The 15,863-nt window shown below is 58.7% G+C and carries 9 protein-coding genes; all 9 read right to left on the bottom strand.

Annotated elements, in window-relative coordinates:
• Window position 1 precedes the first annotated feature (1 nt).
• The 9 genes from ABHF91_RS05190 to ABHF91_RS05150 all read right to left on the bottom strand — a co-directional run bounded on the left by ABHF91_RS05190 (window position 2) and on the right by ABHF91_RS05150 (window position 15,749).
• On the bottom strand, window positions 2–724 hold the full coding sequence (locus ABHF91_RS05190) for a transglutaminase-like cysteine peptidase (RefSeq protein ID WP_409422405.1): 723 nt from the start codon (window positions 722–724) through the stop codon (window positions 2–4).
• Window positions 693–1,289, bottom strand: coding sequence for an OmpA family protein (locus ABHF91_RS05185; protein WP_409422404.1), 597 nt, complete (start codon window positions 1,287–1,289; stop codon window positions 693–695). Before ABHF91_RS05185 ends, ABHF91_RS05190 begins: the two co-directional genes overlap by 32 nt.
• A gap of 18 nt (window positions 1,290–1,307) precedes the next feature.
• Window positions 1,308–2,618, bottom strand: coding sequence for a TolC family outer membrane protein (locus tag ABHF91_RS05180; RefSeq protein WP_409422403.1), 1,311 nt, complete (start codon window positions 2,616–2,618; stop codon window positions 1,308–1,310).
• A 13-nt stretch (window positions 2,619–2,631) separates the two neighbouring features.
• Window positions 2,632–4,020 (bottom strand): HlyD family type I secretion periplasmic adaptor subunit, encoded by a 1,389-nt coding sequence (locus tag ABHF91_RS05175; protein ID WP_409422402.1) that lies wholly within the window; start codon window positions 4,018–4,020, stop codon window positions 2,632–2,634.
• Entirely contained in the window at window positions 4,013–6,157 is a 2,145-nt protein-coding gene (locus ABHF91_RS05170; protein WP_409422401.1) for a type I secretion system permease/ATPase, read from the bottom strand. The genes ABHF91_RS05175 and ABHF91_RS05170 overlap by 8 nt, the downstream gene beginning before the upstream one ends.
• Window positions 6,158–6,310: 153 nt before the next feature.
• The gene (locus ABHF91_RS05165) at window positions 6,311–12,187 is read right to left on the bottom strand and encodes a retention module-containing protein (RefSeq protein WP_409422400.1); all 5,877 of its coding nucleotides are present in this window, start codon (window positions 12,185–12,187) and stop codon (window positions 6,311–6,313) included.
• Between the two features lie 219 nt (window positions 12,188–12,406).
• Entirely contained in the window at window positions 12,407–13,483 is a 1,077-nt protein-coding gene (gene fbaA, locus ABHF91_RS05160; protein ID WP_409422399.1) for a class II fructose-bisphosphate aldolase, read from the bottom strand.
• 113 nt (window positions 13,484–13,596) lie between these two features.
• Complete coding sequence (locus ABHF91_RS05155; protein ID WP_409422398.1) at window positions 13,597–14,760, bottom strand: phosphoglycerate kinase; 1,164 nt, start codon at window positions 14,758–14,760, stop codon at window positions 13,597–13,599.
• Between the two features lie 536 nt (window positions 14,761–15,296).
• A complete protein-coding gene (locus tag ABHF91_RS05150; RefSeq protein WP_409422397.1) occupies window positions 15,297–15,749 on the bottom strand; it encodes a DUF6515 family protein in 453 nt (150 codons plus the stop codon).
• Window positions 15,750–15,863: the final 114 nt, after the last annotated feature.

Below are 15,863 nucleotides of genomic sequence, written 5' to 3'. Positions count from 1 at the left end.
TTCAATTATCCAGATTTAGTTTTGGACGCTTAAAGGCAGCGCCGTTAAACCGGCCGCGCAGATCTGTCCAAAGTTTCAGTCGATTGGCGCTACCAGCCAACTGGCCCTGGCCTCGCTCCTTCATCAACCACAAGTGAGTACCGTTGAAGCTAAATACTGGCGCCAAATCCGTCCGTTTCGTCGCCGGCAAAATGGTACCATTGATGTTGTCCAGAATAAGTGGTACTGCAGAGGGTGTTGGGTAATAGGCCACCACCATATGAAACTGCTGATATGCCAATGCCTTGACATAGACCATGCGCATTTTCTCTTCCGGAACACCGAGCTCCAGCAAGGTGAAATACTTGGAAATGCTATAGTCTTCACAGTCTCCGCCTGCCGCGCCCAAAAACTCTTGCGGCATGGCCCAATAATCCTTCATGCCCCACAGTTTGATATCGTCAATAAAGAGTAATTGATTGAAGAAACGGTTGACCTCCGTCAGAGCGCGACGTTCATCCCAATGCTCTTTACGCCCCTGCTCCACCAAGCGACGCCAGCTTTCCGTTCTTAAGCCAGCACGTTGACCGTAGAAACGGCGTACCGCTTCCACACTCTGCTGATCTTGGGGAGTGAGGGAGGCAACATCGGCAAAAAGGAAATTGGGGAGCAACAGCATCCCCAATATTCCCCACAGCCAACCCATCCGGCGGCTAGTAATAGCCGCTTTCAACGCTATACACATTCCATTTGGCTACCGTTTCCTCCATGGATGAGTGGAGCGTCCCCACGGCACGTCGATTGGCGGTGTAAGCCTGCTCATCCTCTTTGGAAATAGAGGGACTCTTTTCACCATAGGGCCTAGCCACAATCCGCTCGGCTGGCACGCCGAACTCTTCCACCATGACCCGTTTCACCGCATCAGCCCGCCGCTGTGACAGTGCAACATTGTACTCATCCGTCCCTGGTGTACTGGCGTGCCCTTCTATGGTTAGCATCTGATCCGGATTATTCAGCATAAACTGTGCAGTCTGCTGGATACTGTCCATGTATTCAGGCCGCACCTCGGATTTGTCATGTTCAAACAACACGTACAGATCCTGTAATTGCTGCTGCGGCGCAGTGGACGGACAGCCATAGTTATTAACCTGACTACCAAGCTGGGTTTGATGACATTGTTCGCGGGCATTGATCACCCCATCCGTATCGGGATCCGTCAGGTCATTGGCCTGTTTCACCGTCATGGTCGGATCGGCGGTCAAGCTACAGCCGCCCAGCATCAGAGCCAGCAACACGATTCTTGGGGTCATAGGACCTCCTGGTGGTGGTTACTTCCACTGCTCCGGTTTGGTCACTCTGAGCGAGTCCAACAGACGACCGGTGGCGTTCATGATCCGGTATTCGGCATACAACTCGTCATAGTCGGCATTGATGTAACTACGACGAGCCTCGAACAGTTCGTTTTCTGTGTTCAACACATCCAGCAAGGTCCGCTTACCCAGGGTGAACTGCTTCTTATAGGCCTGCACAGTGTCGTAGCTGGAGTCCACATGCTTACGGAAAAATTCCTTCTGTTGCAGCAAGGAGTCCCGCGCAGCCCAGGCCAAGCGAGTCCCCTCTTCGACCTGCCGGTAGGCATTCAGATGAATGTCCTTGGCCTGAGACTGCAAGGCGGAGGTCGACCGGCTACGCGCCGTGTCGGCCCCCCCGTTGAAGAGGTTGTAGCGCACCATCAACATGGCCCGGCCTTCCTCACTGGATCCCTTGATACCATCGGCATCCTCGTACCAGCTTTGGCTCGCTTCGACGGAGACCCGCGGATAAAAGTTGGCCTTAGCCCCTTCGTGCTGATAGCGGGCCGCTTCAATGTCCTGCTGTGATGACAGCAGTGTCGGATGCTGCTCGGTGGCCACCTTTAGGGCGTCATCCAGATTCGCCGGCAACATGTCAGCATCCGGCACCGGCTGTACCATATCCATGGGTTCGGCGTTCACCACCCGCATGTACTCGGACTGCGCATCCCGCAGGTTGTTCTCGGCGGCAGCTAGATTGGCATAGGCCCGCGCAACACGGCCTTGAATTTGACTCAGATCCGCCGTGGAACCCAGCCCGGAGTCGGTGCGCTTGGCGATATCGGCCAAGATCTCCTCATGGACCTGCAGGTTTTTCTTCGACAGCTCGAAGATTTCCTGCTGACGCAGGACATTGAGGTAAACCTCACTGACCCGCAGCGCGGTATTTTCCGCCGTGGAGAACAAGGCATATTTCTGCGCCTCAGCCTCGGCCTCGGTACGATTGACGTTGCTGCTGGTATCAAAACCATCAAACAGCATCTGAGTCAAACTGACGGTGGCCTCCTTGCGCGTCTGGTTCTTATCCACGTCGCTCGCACCAGAGCGGGTCGTGCTGTTATTGGTACGCTCTGGACCAATACCAGCGATGGCATCGAGCTTGGGTAAGTACCCGGCCTTGGCCTCGTCAATCTGATACTGACGGGATTGGTAGAGATGATAGGCTTCCTGGATTTGCGGATGAGTCAGCAACGCCTCGGCCACCGACTGTTCCAAACTTTGAGCCCAGGAGGCAGCCGGTAACACGAGTGCTGCACTCATCAGAGCGGCAAGATGGGTCTTCTTCATACTCTCTCCATGATTATCGTTCTCTCAATGCCGTGTACTTGGCCCGCAGTATGGGTTTAAGCAAGTACTCCAAGACACTCTTCTTACCCGTCAGAATATCCACGCTGGCGAGCATGCCCGGAATGATGGGGAGCGGATGCTGGTCATCGCCAAGATAGCTCTTATCAGTTCTGACCCTAACCAAGTAATAGGCATTACCCTTGTCATCCTGAATGGTATCGGCACTGATATGTTCCAGCGTCCCTTTAAGCCCACCATATATTGCAAAATCATAGGCGGTAAATTTCACCACTGCCGGTAAACCCGGACGCAAAAATGCAATATCTTTGGGTAACACCCTGGCTTCTACCAAAAGGGTGTCCTCCATGGGCACGATTTCCACCAGATCCATGCCGGGTTGTACCACCCCCCCCACGGTATTGATATTCAAGGTTTTGATCGTGCCCTTGACCGGCGAGACGACGCTGGTACGGGATACCCGATCACGCAACCCCACTTGTCCCTCGTTCAGTTGTGCCAGCCGACTTTGCTTGTCCTGCAACTCATTTTGCGTATCCACACGGAACTTGAACGCCACGTCCTTCCGCTTGAGGATGGCCTCCCGCAACATCGAATTTTGCTTGGGCAACATCAATCTGGCGTTGTCCAACTCCCCCTGCATCTCGTTGACCTGACGCTCCAGGCGGAGGATGTCCACCTGGGAGACGATCCCATCCTTGGCGAGGGGCCGGCTGATATTCAATTCCTTACGCGCAAGATCAACGCTGCGGCCCAGCGTCCGTATCTTGGTGTTGACCTCCATGATGGCATTTTCACCTTGCTCTATCTGCTGCGCCATGATGGTCAGCTGATTGCCCAGGGTGCTGATCTGCTCGCCATAGCCATTCTTCGCCCGGCTCGCATAGTCAGGAAAAACCTGTTCGAACCCCTTTTCAAACACCAGCGGTTGCTCTGTCACCTTGACCTGTTCACGCCAGGGCAGGCTGGCATCCTGGTTGACCGTCACACTGGCCAGCTGCGCGCGTAACCGGGTCACATCCCCACGCAGCGATACCAGTTCCTGCTCTCGCTCACGAAAATCCGAGCGAAAACGCGTGTCATCGATTTGCAGCAACTCCTGCCCCTTCTGCACCACATCCCCTTCGTGGGCGAAGATCTGCTTGACGATCCCCCCCTCCAGGTTCTGCACCACCTGCAGTTGGCTCGACGGGATCACCTTGCCCTGTCCTACCGCTACCTCGTCCAACTTGGCCCAGGCCGCCCAGCCCAGGGCCACCAAGACGAATAAAAAGGTGACCCATAGCAGCAATCTGGCTCGTGTCGGCGTGCTGAGCAGCACGGCGGCGGTGCCATCCTCCACCCAATCCAGCAACTCGTCTTTGGGCAACGACTGCTTACTCATGCTCCGCCCCCCGAACCCGTATCTTGCCTTCCTTGAGCAGTTGCAGGACCTGTTCCCGCGGTCCATCGGCGACTATGCTGCCCTGCTCCATGACCACCAGCCGATCCACCACATCCAGCATGGTGGTCCTGTGGGTGATGAGCAGCAGTGTGGTGTGCGGTCCCAGGTGGGCCAACTCCTGCTTGACCAAGCTTTCGGAGCGGTTGTCCATGTTAGAAGTGGGTTCATCCAGGATCAGCAGGGGAGGATCCATCAGGAGCGCACGGGACAGGGCGATGGCCTGCCGTTGACCACCGGAGAGCAAACGTCCCCCTTCGCCCACCTGACGCGCCAGCCCATTGGGATCCTGATTGGTAAACTGGGTCACACCGCCCCGCCGGGCCGCGCGCAGCACCCGCTCATCATCCACCAGCGGATGGCCCACTACGATGTTGTCGCGCACCGAACCAAAGAAGAGGGTGATGTCCTGCGGCACACAACCTATGTTGCGGCGCAATACCGCCGGATGGATTTGGGCCAGATCATAGCCATCCACCCGCACCGAGCCACTTTGTGGGCGATACAGCCCCAGCAGCAATTTTTCCAGGGTGCTCTTGCCAGCGCCCACCCGGCCTATGATGGCGACCTTTTCACCGGGTCGAATGCTGAGGTTAACCTCACGCAACGACGCCTGTTCCATCTCAGGATAATTAAAAGTGACATGCTCAAATTCGATGCGACCACTTAGCACCTCATGCTGTATGTACTGCCGCTCCTCTTCCTGCTCGCTGGGGCTCTCCATGATCTTGCCCAAGATGCTCATGGCCGACTTGGCCTGGTTGTAACGGGTGGACAAGACGGAGAGCTGGATCATGGGAGAGATGGCCCGGCTGGAGAGCATGACGGCGGCAATCATGCCCCCCATGGTGAGATTACCCTCAGAGATCTCGTAGACCCCCATGATGATGATCCCCACGGTCGACATCTGCTGGGCAAAGCTGGCCAAGGAGGAGACCCGATTGGTTAGCTTGCGGGTCTCGATCCCCCAGTTGGCCATGTGGCTTACCGCCTGCTCCCAGCGGAACTGAAAGGTGCCCTGAGCGCCGAACACCTTGACCGCTTCCAGCCCCGCAATCCCTTCCACTAGGTTGGCGTACTTTTGCGAAGCCAACCGCGAGCCCTCCTCTATGCTGCGCCGCAACGGCCGCTGGATATAGAAGCTGTACAGTGCCAGCACCAGAATGGCGATGAAGGGGACCAATACCAGATTGCCGGCGAAGATCCAGATGATCAGCAGGAAGAAGAAGGCAAACGGCAGATCGATGAGGGCCGACACGGTCGCCGAGGTGAAAAACTCCCGAATGGACTCGAACTCCTGCAGATGCTTGGCGAAGGCGCCGGTGGAGGCCGGCCTTGCCTCCATGCGGATGCCCATGACTTTGGCGAAGATCTTGGCCGACAGCAGCACATCGGACTTCTTGCCCGCGATGTCGATAAAGTAACTGCGCAGCTGGCGCATGATGAAATCAAACAAGAAGATGATGGCCACCCCCACCGCCAACACCCAGAGGGAATCGAAGGCCAGATTGGGCACTATCTTGTCATAGACGTTCATGGTGAACAGGGGGCTGGCGATGGCAAACAGGTTGATCAGGATGGAGGCGATCAGCACGTCCCGATAGATAGGCAAGGAGATGAACAGGGTGCTCCAGAACCAGTGACCATGATGCGTTTCCAGCACCTTGGGTGACCGGGCATCGTAACGGAACTGCTTCTTCACAAACAGCACCTGGCCGCTGTAATCCGCAGCCAACTGTGCCAGGGGCACGCGCTGCTGGCCGTTGCCACTGGCCGGCAGCACAATTTCCGCCTCCTGATGCTCGGCATCCAAGGCCAGCAGGACACAAGCCCGGCCCCCGGACAGCAATAGCACGCACGGCAGCAACAGCTCGGAGATCTGATCCAGCGTCACCCCTTGCTGGCGGGCGGAAAAACCGGCCCGCTCCGCCGCACGGGGAAACAGCAAGGGGCTCAGCCGCCCTTCGGGCATGGGCAGGCCAGCCACCAGGGCTTCCTTGCTATTGGGAACGCCATGAAACTTGGACAGAAATACCAAGCTCTCCAGCAGTTCATCACAATCAGACCACACCGACTCCATCAGGGCCTCTCAACAACACGCGGGCAATACCTCATAGTATTGTTTAACAAAATTAATGTTAACAATTGTTTATCAGTGCTTTTTTGCATTTATGCCGCGATTGCAGACCAGCACAGGGGGTGTACTCCTCCTGTGCTGGCAAAGACAGAGGGCTCAGGCGTCGACCACCAGATGTTGGGAGTCCTGCAGACTCTGCAGCACCTGCTCTGCCGTACTGTTGCTCAGGCCCGTGATATCCGCATAGCTGACGCCGTCCAACTGGATCTGCAGCGTCGAGGTATCCGACGTATTGCCACTGCCGCCGCTCTCCTGGACCGTCAACACAGTTGAGCCATCGTCGGCCTGACTCACACTCAGGGTCGCACCGGAATTGGCCTCCAACAGGGCGCTGAGATCCAGCACATCGCCCTCGTCGATAGAGAAATCGGTGACATGATCCACACTGCTGGCATCCAGGTCTGTGGCCAGCCAGACAAACTCATCGGCGCCGGCCCCGCCAGTGAGGATGTCGTTACCGGCCCCACCTATCAATGAATCATCCCCATCGCCACCGCTCAGCCAATCGTCTCCGGAGTCGCCAACCAGCAAATCGCTCCCTGAGTCGCCTTGCAGAACATCATTCCCCGCGCCACCAGACAGAAAATCACTCCCATCGCCACCTTGGAGAACATCATTCCCAGCTCCACCGACCAGAACATCATTCCCCGCGTTACCAGCCAGAGTATCATCGCCCTCGTTGCCAAACAGCCAATCTCTGCCGCTGCCGCCGCTCAGCTCATCGTTACCTGAGCCACCTAGCTGAGTGGCACTCTCATCACCCAACTCATTGCCCACCTTGAGATTAAAAACCTGTTGGCTGGTCAGCCCTCCGGCATCGGTCACAGTGACAGTGAGATCGACCTGTTGCTCCGTCTCATAATCCAGATAGATCCCTTCAGCCAGTTTGAGTATCCCCTGATCCGTCACCTCGAAACGGTCGTCGCTGACGCTATAGCTCAGCGCGCCGCCCTCGGGATCCGTGGCGGAGATCTGGCCGATTTCGGCACCCACGTCATTCTCGTCCACCCGATTAGCTGACAACGCCAGGTCATAGGGCGCCTCGTTTTCGTCCCCCACATAGATGGTGAAGGTCTCTTGGCTCGTTAGCCCGCCGACGTCGGTGACCGTCACCAGGAGCGTAACCTGAGTCTCGGTCTCATAATCCAGGCTGACCCCGTCCTTAAGCTTGAGCACGCCTTCGTCGGTCACCTCGAAACGGTCGTCGCTGACGCTGTAACTCAGGGCGCCGCCCTCGGGATCCGTGGCGGAGAGCTGGCCGATTTCGGCACCCACGTCATTCTCGTCCACCCGGTTAGCTGACAACGCCAGGTCATAGGGCGCCTCGTTTTCGTCCCCCACATAGATGGTGAAGGTCTCTTGGCTGGTGAGCCCGCCGACATCGGTGACCGTCACCAGAATATTGACCTGGCTCTCGGTCTCATAATCCAGGCTGACCCCATCCTTAAGCTTGAGCACCCCTTCGTCGGTCACCTCGAAACGGTCGTCGCTGACGCTATAGCTCAGGGCGCTGCCCTCGGGATCCGTGGCGGAGAGCTGGCCGATTTCGGCACCGGCGTCATTCTCGTCCACCCGATTAGCTGACAACGCCAGGTCATAGGGCGCCTCGTTTTCGTCCCCCACATAGATGGTGAAGGTCTCTTGGCTCGTGAGCCCGCCGACATCGGTGACCGTCACCAGAATATTGACCTGGCTCTCGGTCTCATAATCCAGGCTGACCCCATCCTTAAGCTTGAGCACGCCTTCGTCGGTCACCTCGAAACGGTCGTCGCTGACGCTATAGCTCAGCGCGCCGCCCTCGGGATCCGTGGCGGAGAGCTGGCCGATTTCGGCACCGCCGTCATTCTCGTCCACCCGATTAGCTGACAACGCCAAGTCATAGGGCGCCTCGTTTTCGTCCCCCACATAGATGGTGAAGGTCTCTTGGCTCGTGAGCCCGCCGACGTCGGTGACCGTCACCAGAATATTGACCTGGGTCTCGGTCTCATAATCCAGGCTGACCCCATCCTTAAGCTTGAGCACGCCTTCGTCGGTCACCTCGAAACGGTCGTCGCTGACGCTATAGCTCAGCACATCACCTATATCGGGATCCTGAGCACTCAGTTGCCCTATCTCGGCCCCAGGGTCATTCTCGTCCACCCGATAATCCGACAGCTGTAAGTTATAAGGCGCATCGTTCACCGGCGTCACTTCGATGCTGACCGTGCTGCTGGTGGTGCCACCGTTGCCGTCATCGATAAGCACGGTGAAGCTGTCGCTGCCGTTGTAGTCCGCCGCCGGCGTGTAGCTGAAGGTCCCGTCGGCATTGAGGGTCAGGCTGCCGTGGCTTACGTCGCTCGATACCGTATAGCTCAGGGTGTCCCCGTCCACATCCGTGGCGCTGATGCTGCCGCTGAGGGCCGTGTCTTCGGCGGTGGTCAGGGACTGGTCGGCACTGGTGGGGGCATCGTTCACCGGCGTCACTTCGATGCTGACCGTGCTGCTGGTGGTGCCGCAGTTGCCATCATCGATAAGCACGGTGAAGCTGTCGCTGCCGTTGAAGTCTTCCGCCGGTGTGTAGCTGAAGGTCCCGTCGGCATTGAGGGTCAGGCTGCCGTGGCTTACGTCGCTCGATACCGTGTAGCTCAGGGTGTCCCCGTCCACATCCGTGGCGCTGATGCTGCCGCTGAGGGTCGTGTCTTCGGCGGTGGTCAGGGACTGGTCGGCACTGGTGGGGGCATCGTTCACCGGCGTCACTTCGATGCTCACCGTGCTGCTGGTGGTGCCGCCGTTGCCATCATCGATAAGCACGGTGAAGCTGTCGCTGCCGTTGAAGTCTTCCGCCGGCGTGTAGCTGAAGGTCCCGTCGGCATTGAGGGTCAGGCTGCCATGGCTGGCCTCGCTCGATACCGTATAGCTCAGGGTGTCCCCGTCCACATCCGTGGCGCTGATGCTGCCGCTGAGGGTCGTGTCTTCGGCGGTGGTCAGGGACTGATCGGCACTGGTGGGGGCATCGTTCACCGGCGTCACTTCGATGCTCACCGTGCTGCTGGTGGTGCCGCCGTTGCCGTCATCGATAAGCACGGTAAAGCTGTCGCTGCCGTTGTAGTCTTCCTCCGGCGTGTAGCTGAAGGTCCCGTCGGCATTGAGGGTCAGGCTGCCATGGCTTACATTGCTCGATACCGTGTAGCTCAGGGTGTCCCCGTCCACATCCGTGGCGCTGATGCTGCCGCTGAGGGTCGTGTCTTCGGCGGTGGTCAGGGACTGATCGGCACTGGTGGGGGCATCGTTCACCGGCGTCACCTCGATGCTGACCGTGCTGCTGGTGGTGCCGCCGTTGCCATCATCGATAAGCACGGTGAAGCTGTCGCTGCCGTTGAAGTCTTCCGCCGGCGTGTAGCTGAAGCTGCCGTCGGCATTGAGGGTCAGGCTGCCGTGGCTTACGTCGCTCGATACCGTATAGCTCAGGGTGTCCCCGTCCACATCCGTGGCGCTGATGCTACCGGTGAGGGTCGTGTCTTCGGCGGTGGTCAGGGACTGGTCGGCACTGGTGGGGGCATCATTGACCGGCGTCACTTCGATGCTGACCGTGCTGCTGGTGGTGCCGCCGTTGCCATCATCGATAAGCACGGTGAAGCTGTCGCTGCCGTTGAAGTCTTCCGCCGGCGTGTAGCTGAAGGTCCCGTCGGCATTGAGGGTCAGGCTGCCATGGCTGGCCTCGCTCGATACCGTATAGCTCAGGGTGTCCCCGTCCACATCCGTGGCGCTGATGCTGCCGCTGAGGGTCGTGTCTTCGGCGGTGGTCAGGGACTGATCGGCACTGGTGGGGGCATCGTTCACCGGCGTCACTTCGATGCTGACCGTGCTGCTGGTGGTGCCGCCGTTGCCGTCATCGATAAGCACGGTAAAGCTGTCGCTGCCGTTGTAGTCTTCCTCCGGCGTGTAGCTGAAGGTCCCGTCGGCATTGAGGGTCAGGCTGCCATGGCTTACATTGCTCGATACCGTGTAGCTCAGGGTGTCCCCGTCCACATCCGTGGCGCTGATGCTGCCGCTGAGGGTCGTGTCTTCGGCGGTGGTCAGGGACTGATCGGCACTGGTGGGGGCATCGTTCACCGGCGTCACCTCGATGCTGACCGTGCTGCTGGTGGTGCCGCCGTTGCCATCATCGATAAGCACGGTGAAGCTGTCGCTGCCGTTGAAGTCTTCCGCCGGCGTGTAGCTGAAGCTGCCGTCGGCATTGAGGGTCAGGCTGCCGTGGCTTACGTCGCTCGATACCGTATAGCTCAGGGTGTCCCCGTCCACATCCGTGGCGCTGATGCTACCGGTGAGGGTCGTGTCTTCGGCGGTGGTCAGGGACTGGTCGGCACTGGTGGGGGCATCATTGACCGGCGTCACTTCGATGCTGACCGTGCTGCTGGTGGTGCCGCCGTTGCCATCATCGATAAGCACGGTGAAGCTGTCGCTGCCGTTGAAGTCTTCCGCCGGCGTGTAGCTGAAGGTCCCGTCGGCATTGAGGGTCAGGCTGCCATGGCTTACATCGCTCGATACCGTATAGCTCAGGGTGTCCCCGTCCACATCCGTGGCGCTGATGCTGCCGCTGAGGGCCGTGTCTTCGGCGGTGGTCAGGGACTGGTCGGCACTGGTGGGGGCATCGTTCACCGGCGTCACTTCGATGCTGACCGTGCTGCTGGTGGTGCCGCCGTTGCCATCATCGATAAGCACGGTGAAGCTGTCGCTGCCGTTGTAGTCCGCCGCCGGTGTGTAGCTGAAGGTCCCGTCGGCATTGAGGGTCAGGCTGCCGTGGCTTACGTCGCTCGATACCGTGTAGCTCAGGGTGTCCCCGTCCACATCCGTGGCGCTGATGCTGCCGCTGAGGGTCGTGTCTTCGGCGGTGGTCAGGGACTGGTCGGCACTGGTGGGGGCATCGTTCACCGGCGTCACTTCGATGCTCACCGTGCTGCTGGTGGTGCCGCCGTTGCCATCATCGATAAGCACGGTGAAGCTGTCGCTGCCGTTGAAGTCTTCCGCCGGCGTGTAGCTGAAGGTCCCGTCGGCATTGAGGGTCAGGCTGCCATGGCTTACATCGCTCGATACCGTATAGCTCAGGGTGTCCCCGTCCACATCCGTGGCGCTGATGCTGCCGCTGAGGGCCGTGTCTTCGGCGGTGGTCAGGGACTGGTCGGCACTGGTGGGGGCATCGTTCACCGGCGTCACTTCGATGCTGACCGTGCTGCTGGTGGTGCCGCCGTTGCCATCATCGATAAGCACGGTGAAGCTGTCGCTGCCGTTGTAGTCCGCCGCCGGTGTGTAGCTGAAGGTCCCGTCGGCATTGAGGGTCAGGCTGCCGTGGCTTACGTCGCTCGATACCGTGTAGCTCAGGGTGTCCCCGTCCACATCCGTGGCGCTGATGCTGCCGCTGAGGGTCGTGTCTTCGGCGGTGGTCAGCGCCAGATCTTGCGCCGTAGGCGCCTGATTCCCCACCTCGGCCACCGCCAACAAGGCGGCGGGATCCTGTGCCGCCAGCCCAGCAGCCACAGGATTCGCGGAGGAGTCATAGCCCGCCGTCGCTATGGTCTGATCGCCGGTGCGAACCACCTCGACAAAGCCGCCATTGCCTGAACCAGATGCCCCTGCCACCCCAGCACCGGCGCCACCGGCCGCCGTGGCTTGAAAGTTTTGGGTGGGATCCACCCCCTGTAAGATGGCCTGTTGTAAGGCGGCCACATCCGCCGGCAAATCCGCATCCGGCGTCATATCGGGCGTAGGAACATCGCCCTCCTGCGCCACCAGATGTGCTCCCGGTGCCGCTGCCTCACGCCCCTCGGCCACCGCAGCCAGACTCACATCGCTGGGTGCCTCTACCCGCAATAGGGTCCCCTTGGCCAAGATGTCCCCCACCGCGACGGGATACCAATGTCCATCCGCCCCCAGCTGAAAAACCTGATGCTGCAGACCGGTAACCATGACTTGCTCGGTGGCTACAAATTGTCTCATCTTGAGTCCTTATTCCATGTGGGCATCATTTGGCACAAACGTTCTCATGGTAGTTCTTATCAGGTCGGACATCTTTTTCATTTTTTGCGGCACTCGCTGGGGCAATCCCTCGATTCTGCTCATGTGTTGGTGTCGCCACGGCCGGCTAAGCAGGCAAAAAAAAAGCCACCCGCTACGGGTGGCTTTTTTCCTTGGCAGCGCAATGCTGCCACGACGCACTTACAGTACGTCGATGGCGTTCAGTTCCTTGAAGGCCAGCTGCAGGCGGGCGATCATGGACTCTTGGCCCTTGCGCAGCCATACGCGCGGGTCATAGTACTTCTTGTTCGGGGAGTCAACGCCTTCCGGGTTGCCCAGCTGACCTTGCAGGTAGGCTTCCTTGTCCTTGTAGTAGCCCAGGATACCTTCCCAGCAAGCCCATTGGGTGTCGGTGTCGATGTTCATCTTAACAACACCGTAGCCAACAGACTCTTCGATCTCGGCAGCGGTAGAACCTGAACCGCCGTGGAATACGAAGTTCAGGCTCTTAGCCGGCAAGCCGAACTTCTCGGACACGAACTTCTGAGAGTTGTCCAGGATCTTCGGAGTCAGCTTCACGTTACCCGGCTTGTACACACCGTGTACGTTGCCGAAGGAGGCAGCGATGGTGAAGCGCGGGCTGATCTTGGACAGACGCTCGTAGGCATAGGCCACGTCTTCCGGCTGGGTGTACAGCATGGAGGTATCCATGTCGCTGTTGTCCACGCCGTCTTCTTCGCCGCCGGTGCAGCCCAGTTCCAGCTCCAGGGTCATGCCCATCTTGGCCATGCGCTCCAGGTACTTGCAGCAGATGTCGATGTTCTCTTCCAGAGACTCTTCAGACAGATCCAGCATGTGGGAGGAGAACAGCGGCTTGCCGGTTTCGGCAAAGTGCTTTTCACCAGCGTCCAGCAGACCGTCGATCCAGGGCAGCAGCTTCTTGGCAGCGTGGTCGGTGTGAACGATAACCGGTACACCGTAGTATTCGGCTACAGCGTGAACGTGCTTGGCACCAGAGATAGCGCCCAGAACGGCAGCTTGCTGACCTTCCAGCTTCAGACCCTTACCGGCGATGAAAGCAGCACCACCGTTGGAGAACTGAACAACCACCGGAGACTTGGCCTTGGCGGCAGCTTCCAGAACGGCGTTGATGGAGTCGGTACCGACTACGTTAACGGCCGGCAGAGCGAACTTGTTGGCCTTGGCCACTTCAAATACTTTCTGCACGTCGTCGCCAGTGATCACACCGGGCTTAACAAAATCGAAGATCTTAGACATATCTATGGTCCTATCACGTTGAATTTGATGTCGGCGAACCCACATCAGATTTACAGATCCGAGTCCCATCAGCGGGACGAAGAAACGGGAGGCAAGCCTCCCGTCTACGGCACTTAGGCCTTGGCGCGTTCTTCCAGGATGGCAACAGCCGGCAGAACCTTGCCTTCTACGAACTCCAGGAAGGCGCCGCCGCCGGTGGAGATGTAGGAAACCTTGTCGGCGATACCGAACTTGTCGATAGCGGCCAGGGTGTCACCACCGCCAGCGATGGAGAAGGCCGGAGACTCGGCAATCGCCTTGGCGATGATTTCGGTGCCCTTGGCGAACTGGTCGAATTCGAACACACCCACAGGGCCGTTCCACAGGATGGTCTTGGCGTTCATGATGATGTCAGCCAGGGCCTTGGCGGAATCCGGACCGATGTCGAAGATCATGTCATCGTCAGCCACGTCAGCAACAGACTTGGTGACAGCCGGAGTGGTTTCGGAGAATTCCTTGCCCACTACCACATCGGTCGTCGCCGGGATGGAGGTTTCGGCAGCCAGCTTCTTGGCGGTGTCGATCAGATCGTGCTCACACAGGGACTTGCCCACGTTGTGACCAGCAGCGGCGATGAAGGTGTTGGCGATGCCACCACCGACAACCAGTTGGTCAGCGATCTTGGACAGAGATTCCAGCACGGTCAGCTTGGTAGAAACCTTGGAGCCACCCACGATGGCCACCATAGGACGCTCAGGCTTCAGCATGGCCTTGCCCAGGGCTTCCAGTTCACCAGCCAGCAGAGGACCGGCACAGGCGATGGGAGCGAATTGAGCCACACCGTGGGTAGAACCTTCGGCGCGGTGAGCGGTACCGAAAGCGTCCATTACGAAGACGTCACACAGGGCGGCATACTTCTTGGCCAGCTCTTCGGTGTTCTTCTTCTCGCCCTTGTTGAAGCGGCAGTTTTCCAGAACCACCAGTTCACCGGCAGCCACGTCAACGCCGTCCAGGTAATCCTTGGCCAGACGCACCGGGCAATCCAGGGCAGACTTCAGGTAGTTAACTACCGGCAGCAAGGAGAATTCTTCGTTGTATTCGCCTTCGGTCGGACGACCCAGGTGGGAGGTGATCATCAGCTTGGCACCCTTTTCCAGGGCCAGCTTGATGGTGGGCAGGGTGGCAACGATACGTGCATCGGAGGTTACCTTGCCTTCCTTCACGGGTACGTTCAGGTCAGCACGGATCAGAACACGCTTACCAGCCAGATCCAGGTCGGTCATCTTGATAACAGACATACTCAGTCCTCTATAGATTTTCAGACAAAACAGTGAGCCTGTATTCCTGCTACACCGTGGCGGCGTATCACAGCAGGTGGTCATCGGCATCCACTCGGCATCCCGCCGGGGGTGTGACCAACCAAAGGGCTTGGCGCCCTTTGGTAAAAAAGTCGGGGACCTCTCGCAACGGTCCCCATCGCGGCGGCGCATCATAGCGGCTTTCGCGGTGCGCTGGCTTGATGCATATCAGTCCAGCCAAGAAAACCTAGACGCCAGGAGGGCAATCTTGCGCCTCAACCGCGCAATATCGAGGCAGCCTGGGATCATCGCCATTTTTGGGCACAATCTGTGAGCAAGCTCCCTCTTTGAGCCACAGAAGTGTACTTGTCTTGCCCCGCAAAGGCGATAGGCAGATGAGGTTTTATGCAAAAAAAACGTGCCAAGACAGTAGGCGGCATAAGGGGAATAGGCCCGTCTATGACAGGGCGAGGAGCGAAAAAAAGGCCCGCTAGCGGGCCTTGGATCCGGGCTGACAGACAGTCGTATCTAGCGACTCAATAGGTGCCGCGTTGCGACGCCGGTGGCGTCACCTCCAGATACTCGCCGTCCACGTTGCGGCGATAGTAACGGCCATCGCGCACGTAATAGCGCACCCCACCTATGTCCACCTGGGTCAGGCCATAGGGTTGCTCATAGCCACCGTTGACCGTGGTGGTCGTGGTGGTGGTGGTTTGGGTCGGCGCCGTCACCACCTGGTAGCGGCCACCGTTCATCTTGTACCAGATATCGTTCAGCACAAAATAGGTCAAGCCAGCCACCAGCACGGTTTGATAGCCCCGCGGCAGCACGTCCACCCAGCCCCCGGGAGCCGGATGGTGACGCGGCCCAGGCTGGATCCAGGGACCGGGTCCCTGCTGATTGTCCCAATGCCCGCCCCCCGGTTTAGCCTGGGCCTGGCACGCCAGGGCCAGACAGGCCACCAGCACAGATACACGAACAGATTTCATCATCACACTCCTTCACGACAGGGTACGTGATCGGCGCCAGTATCGGTTATCCGCTGCCAGACAGACAGGCCTCAAATGTAAAGACGCGTAAAAGAAACTGACAGAGTGTGACAA

This window comes from Pseudaeromonas aegiceratis, from assembly GCF_046254905.1.
Lineage (GTDB): Bacteria > Pseudomonadota > Gammaproteobacteria > Enterobacterales > Aeromonadaceae > Pseudaeromonas > Pseudaeromonas aegiceratis.
The sequence above is the reverse complement of the archived record's forward strand: the minus strand, read 5'-3'. Positions and strand labels throughout refer to the sequence as shown.

Coding starts and splice junctions, on each gene's coding strand:
- ABHF91_RS05155 (WP_409422398.1), bottom strand. CDS start 14,760: ATGTCTGTTATCAAGATGACCGACCTGGATCTGGCTGGTAAGCGTGTT.
- ABHF91_RS05165 (WP_409422400.1), bottom strand. CDS start 12,187: ATGAGACAATTTGTAGCCACCGAGCAAGTCATGGTTACCGGTCTGCAG.
- ABHF91_RS05180 (WP_409422403.1), bottom strand. CDS start 2,618: ATGAAGAAGACCCATCTTGCCGCTCTGATGAGTGCAGCACTCGTGTTA.
- ABHF91_RS05170 (WP_409422401.1), bottom strand. CDS start 6,157: ATGGAGTCGGTGTGGTCTGATTGTGATGAACTGCTGGAGAGCTTGGTA.
- ABHF91_RS05190 (WP_409422405.1), bottom strand. CDS start 724: ATGTGTATAGCGTTGAAAGCGGCTATTACTAGCCGCCGGATGGGTTGG.
- fbaA (WP_409422399.1), bottom strand. CDS start 13,483: ATGTCTAAGATCTTCGATTTTGTTAAGCCCGGTGTGATCACTGGCGAC.
- ABHF91_RS05150 (WP_409422397.1), bottom strand. CDS start 15,749: ATGAAATCTGTTCGTGTATCTGTGCTGGTGGCCTGTCTGGCCCTGGCG.
- ABHF91_RS05185 (WP_409422404.1), bottom strand. CDS start 1,289: ATGACCCCAAGAATCGTGTTGCTGGCTCTGATGCTGGGCGGCTGTAGC.
- ABHF91_RS05175 (WP_409422402.1), bottom strand. CDS start 4,020: ATGAGTAAGCAGTCGTTGCCCAAAGACGAGTTGCTGGATTGGGTGGAG.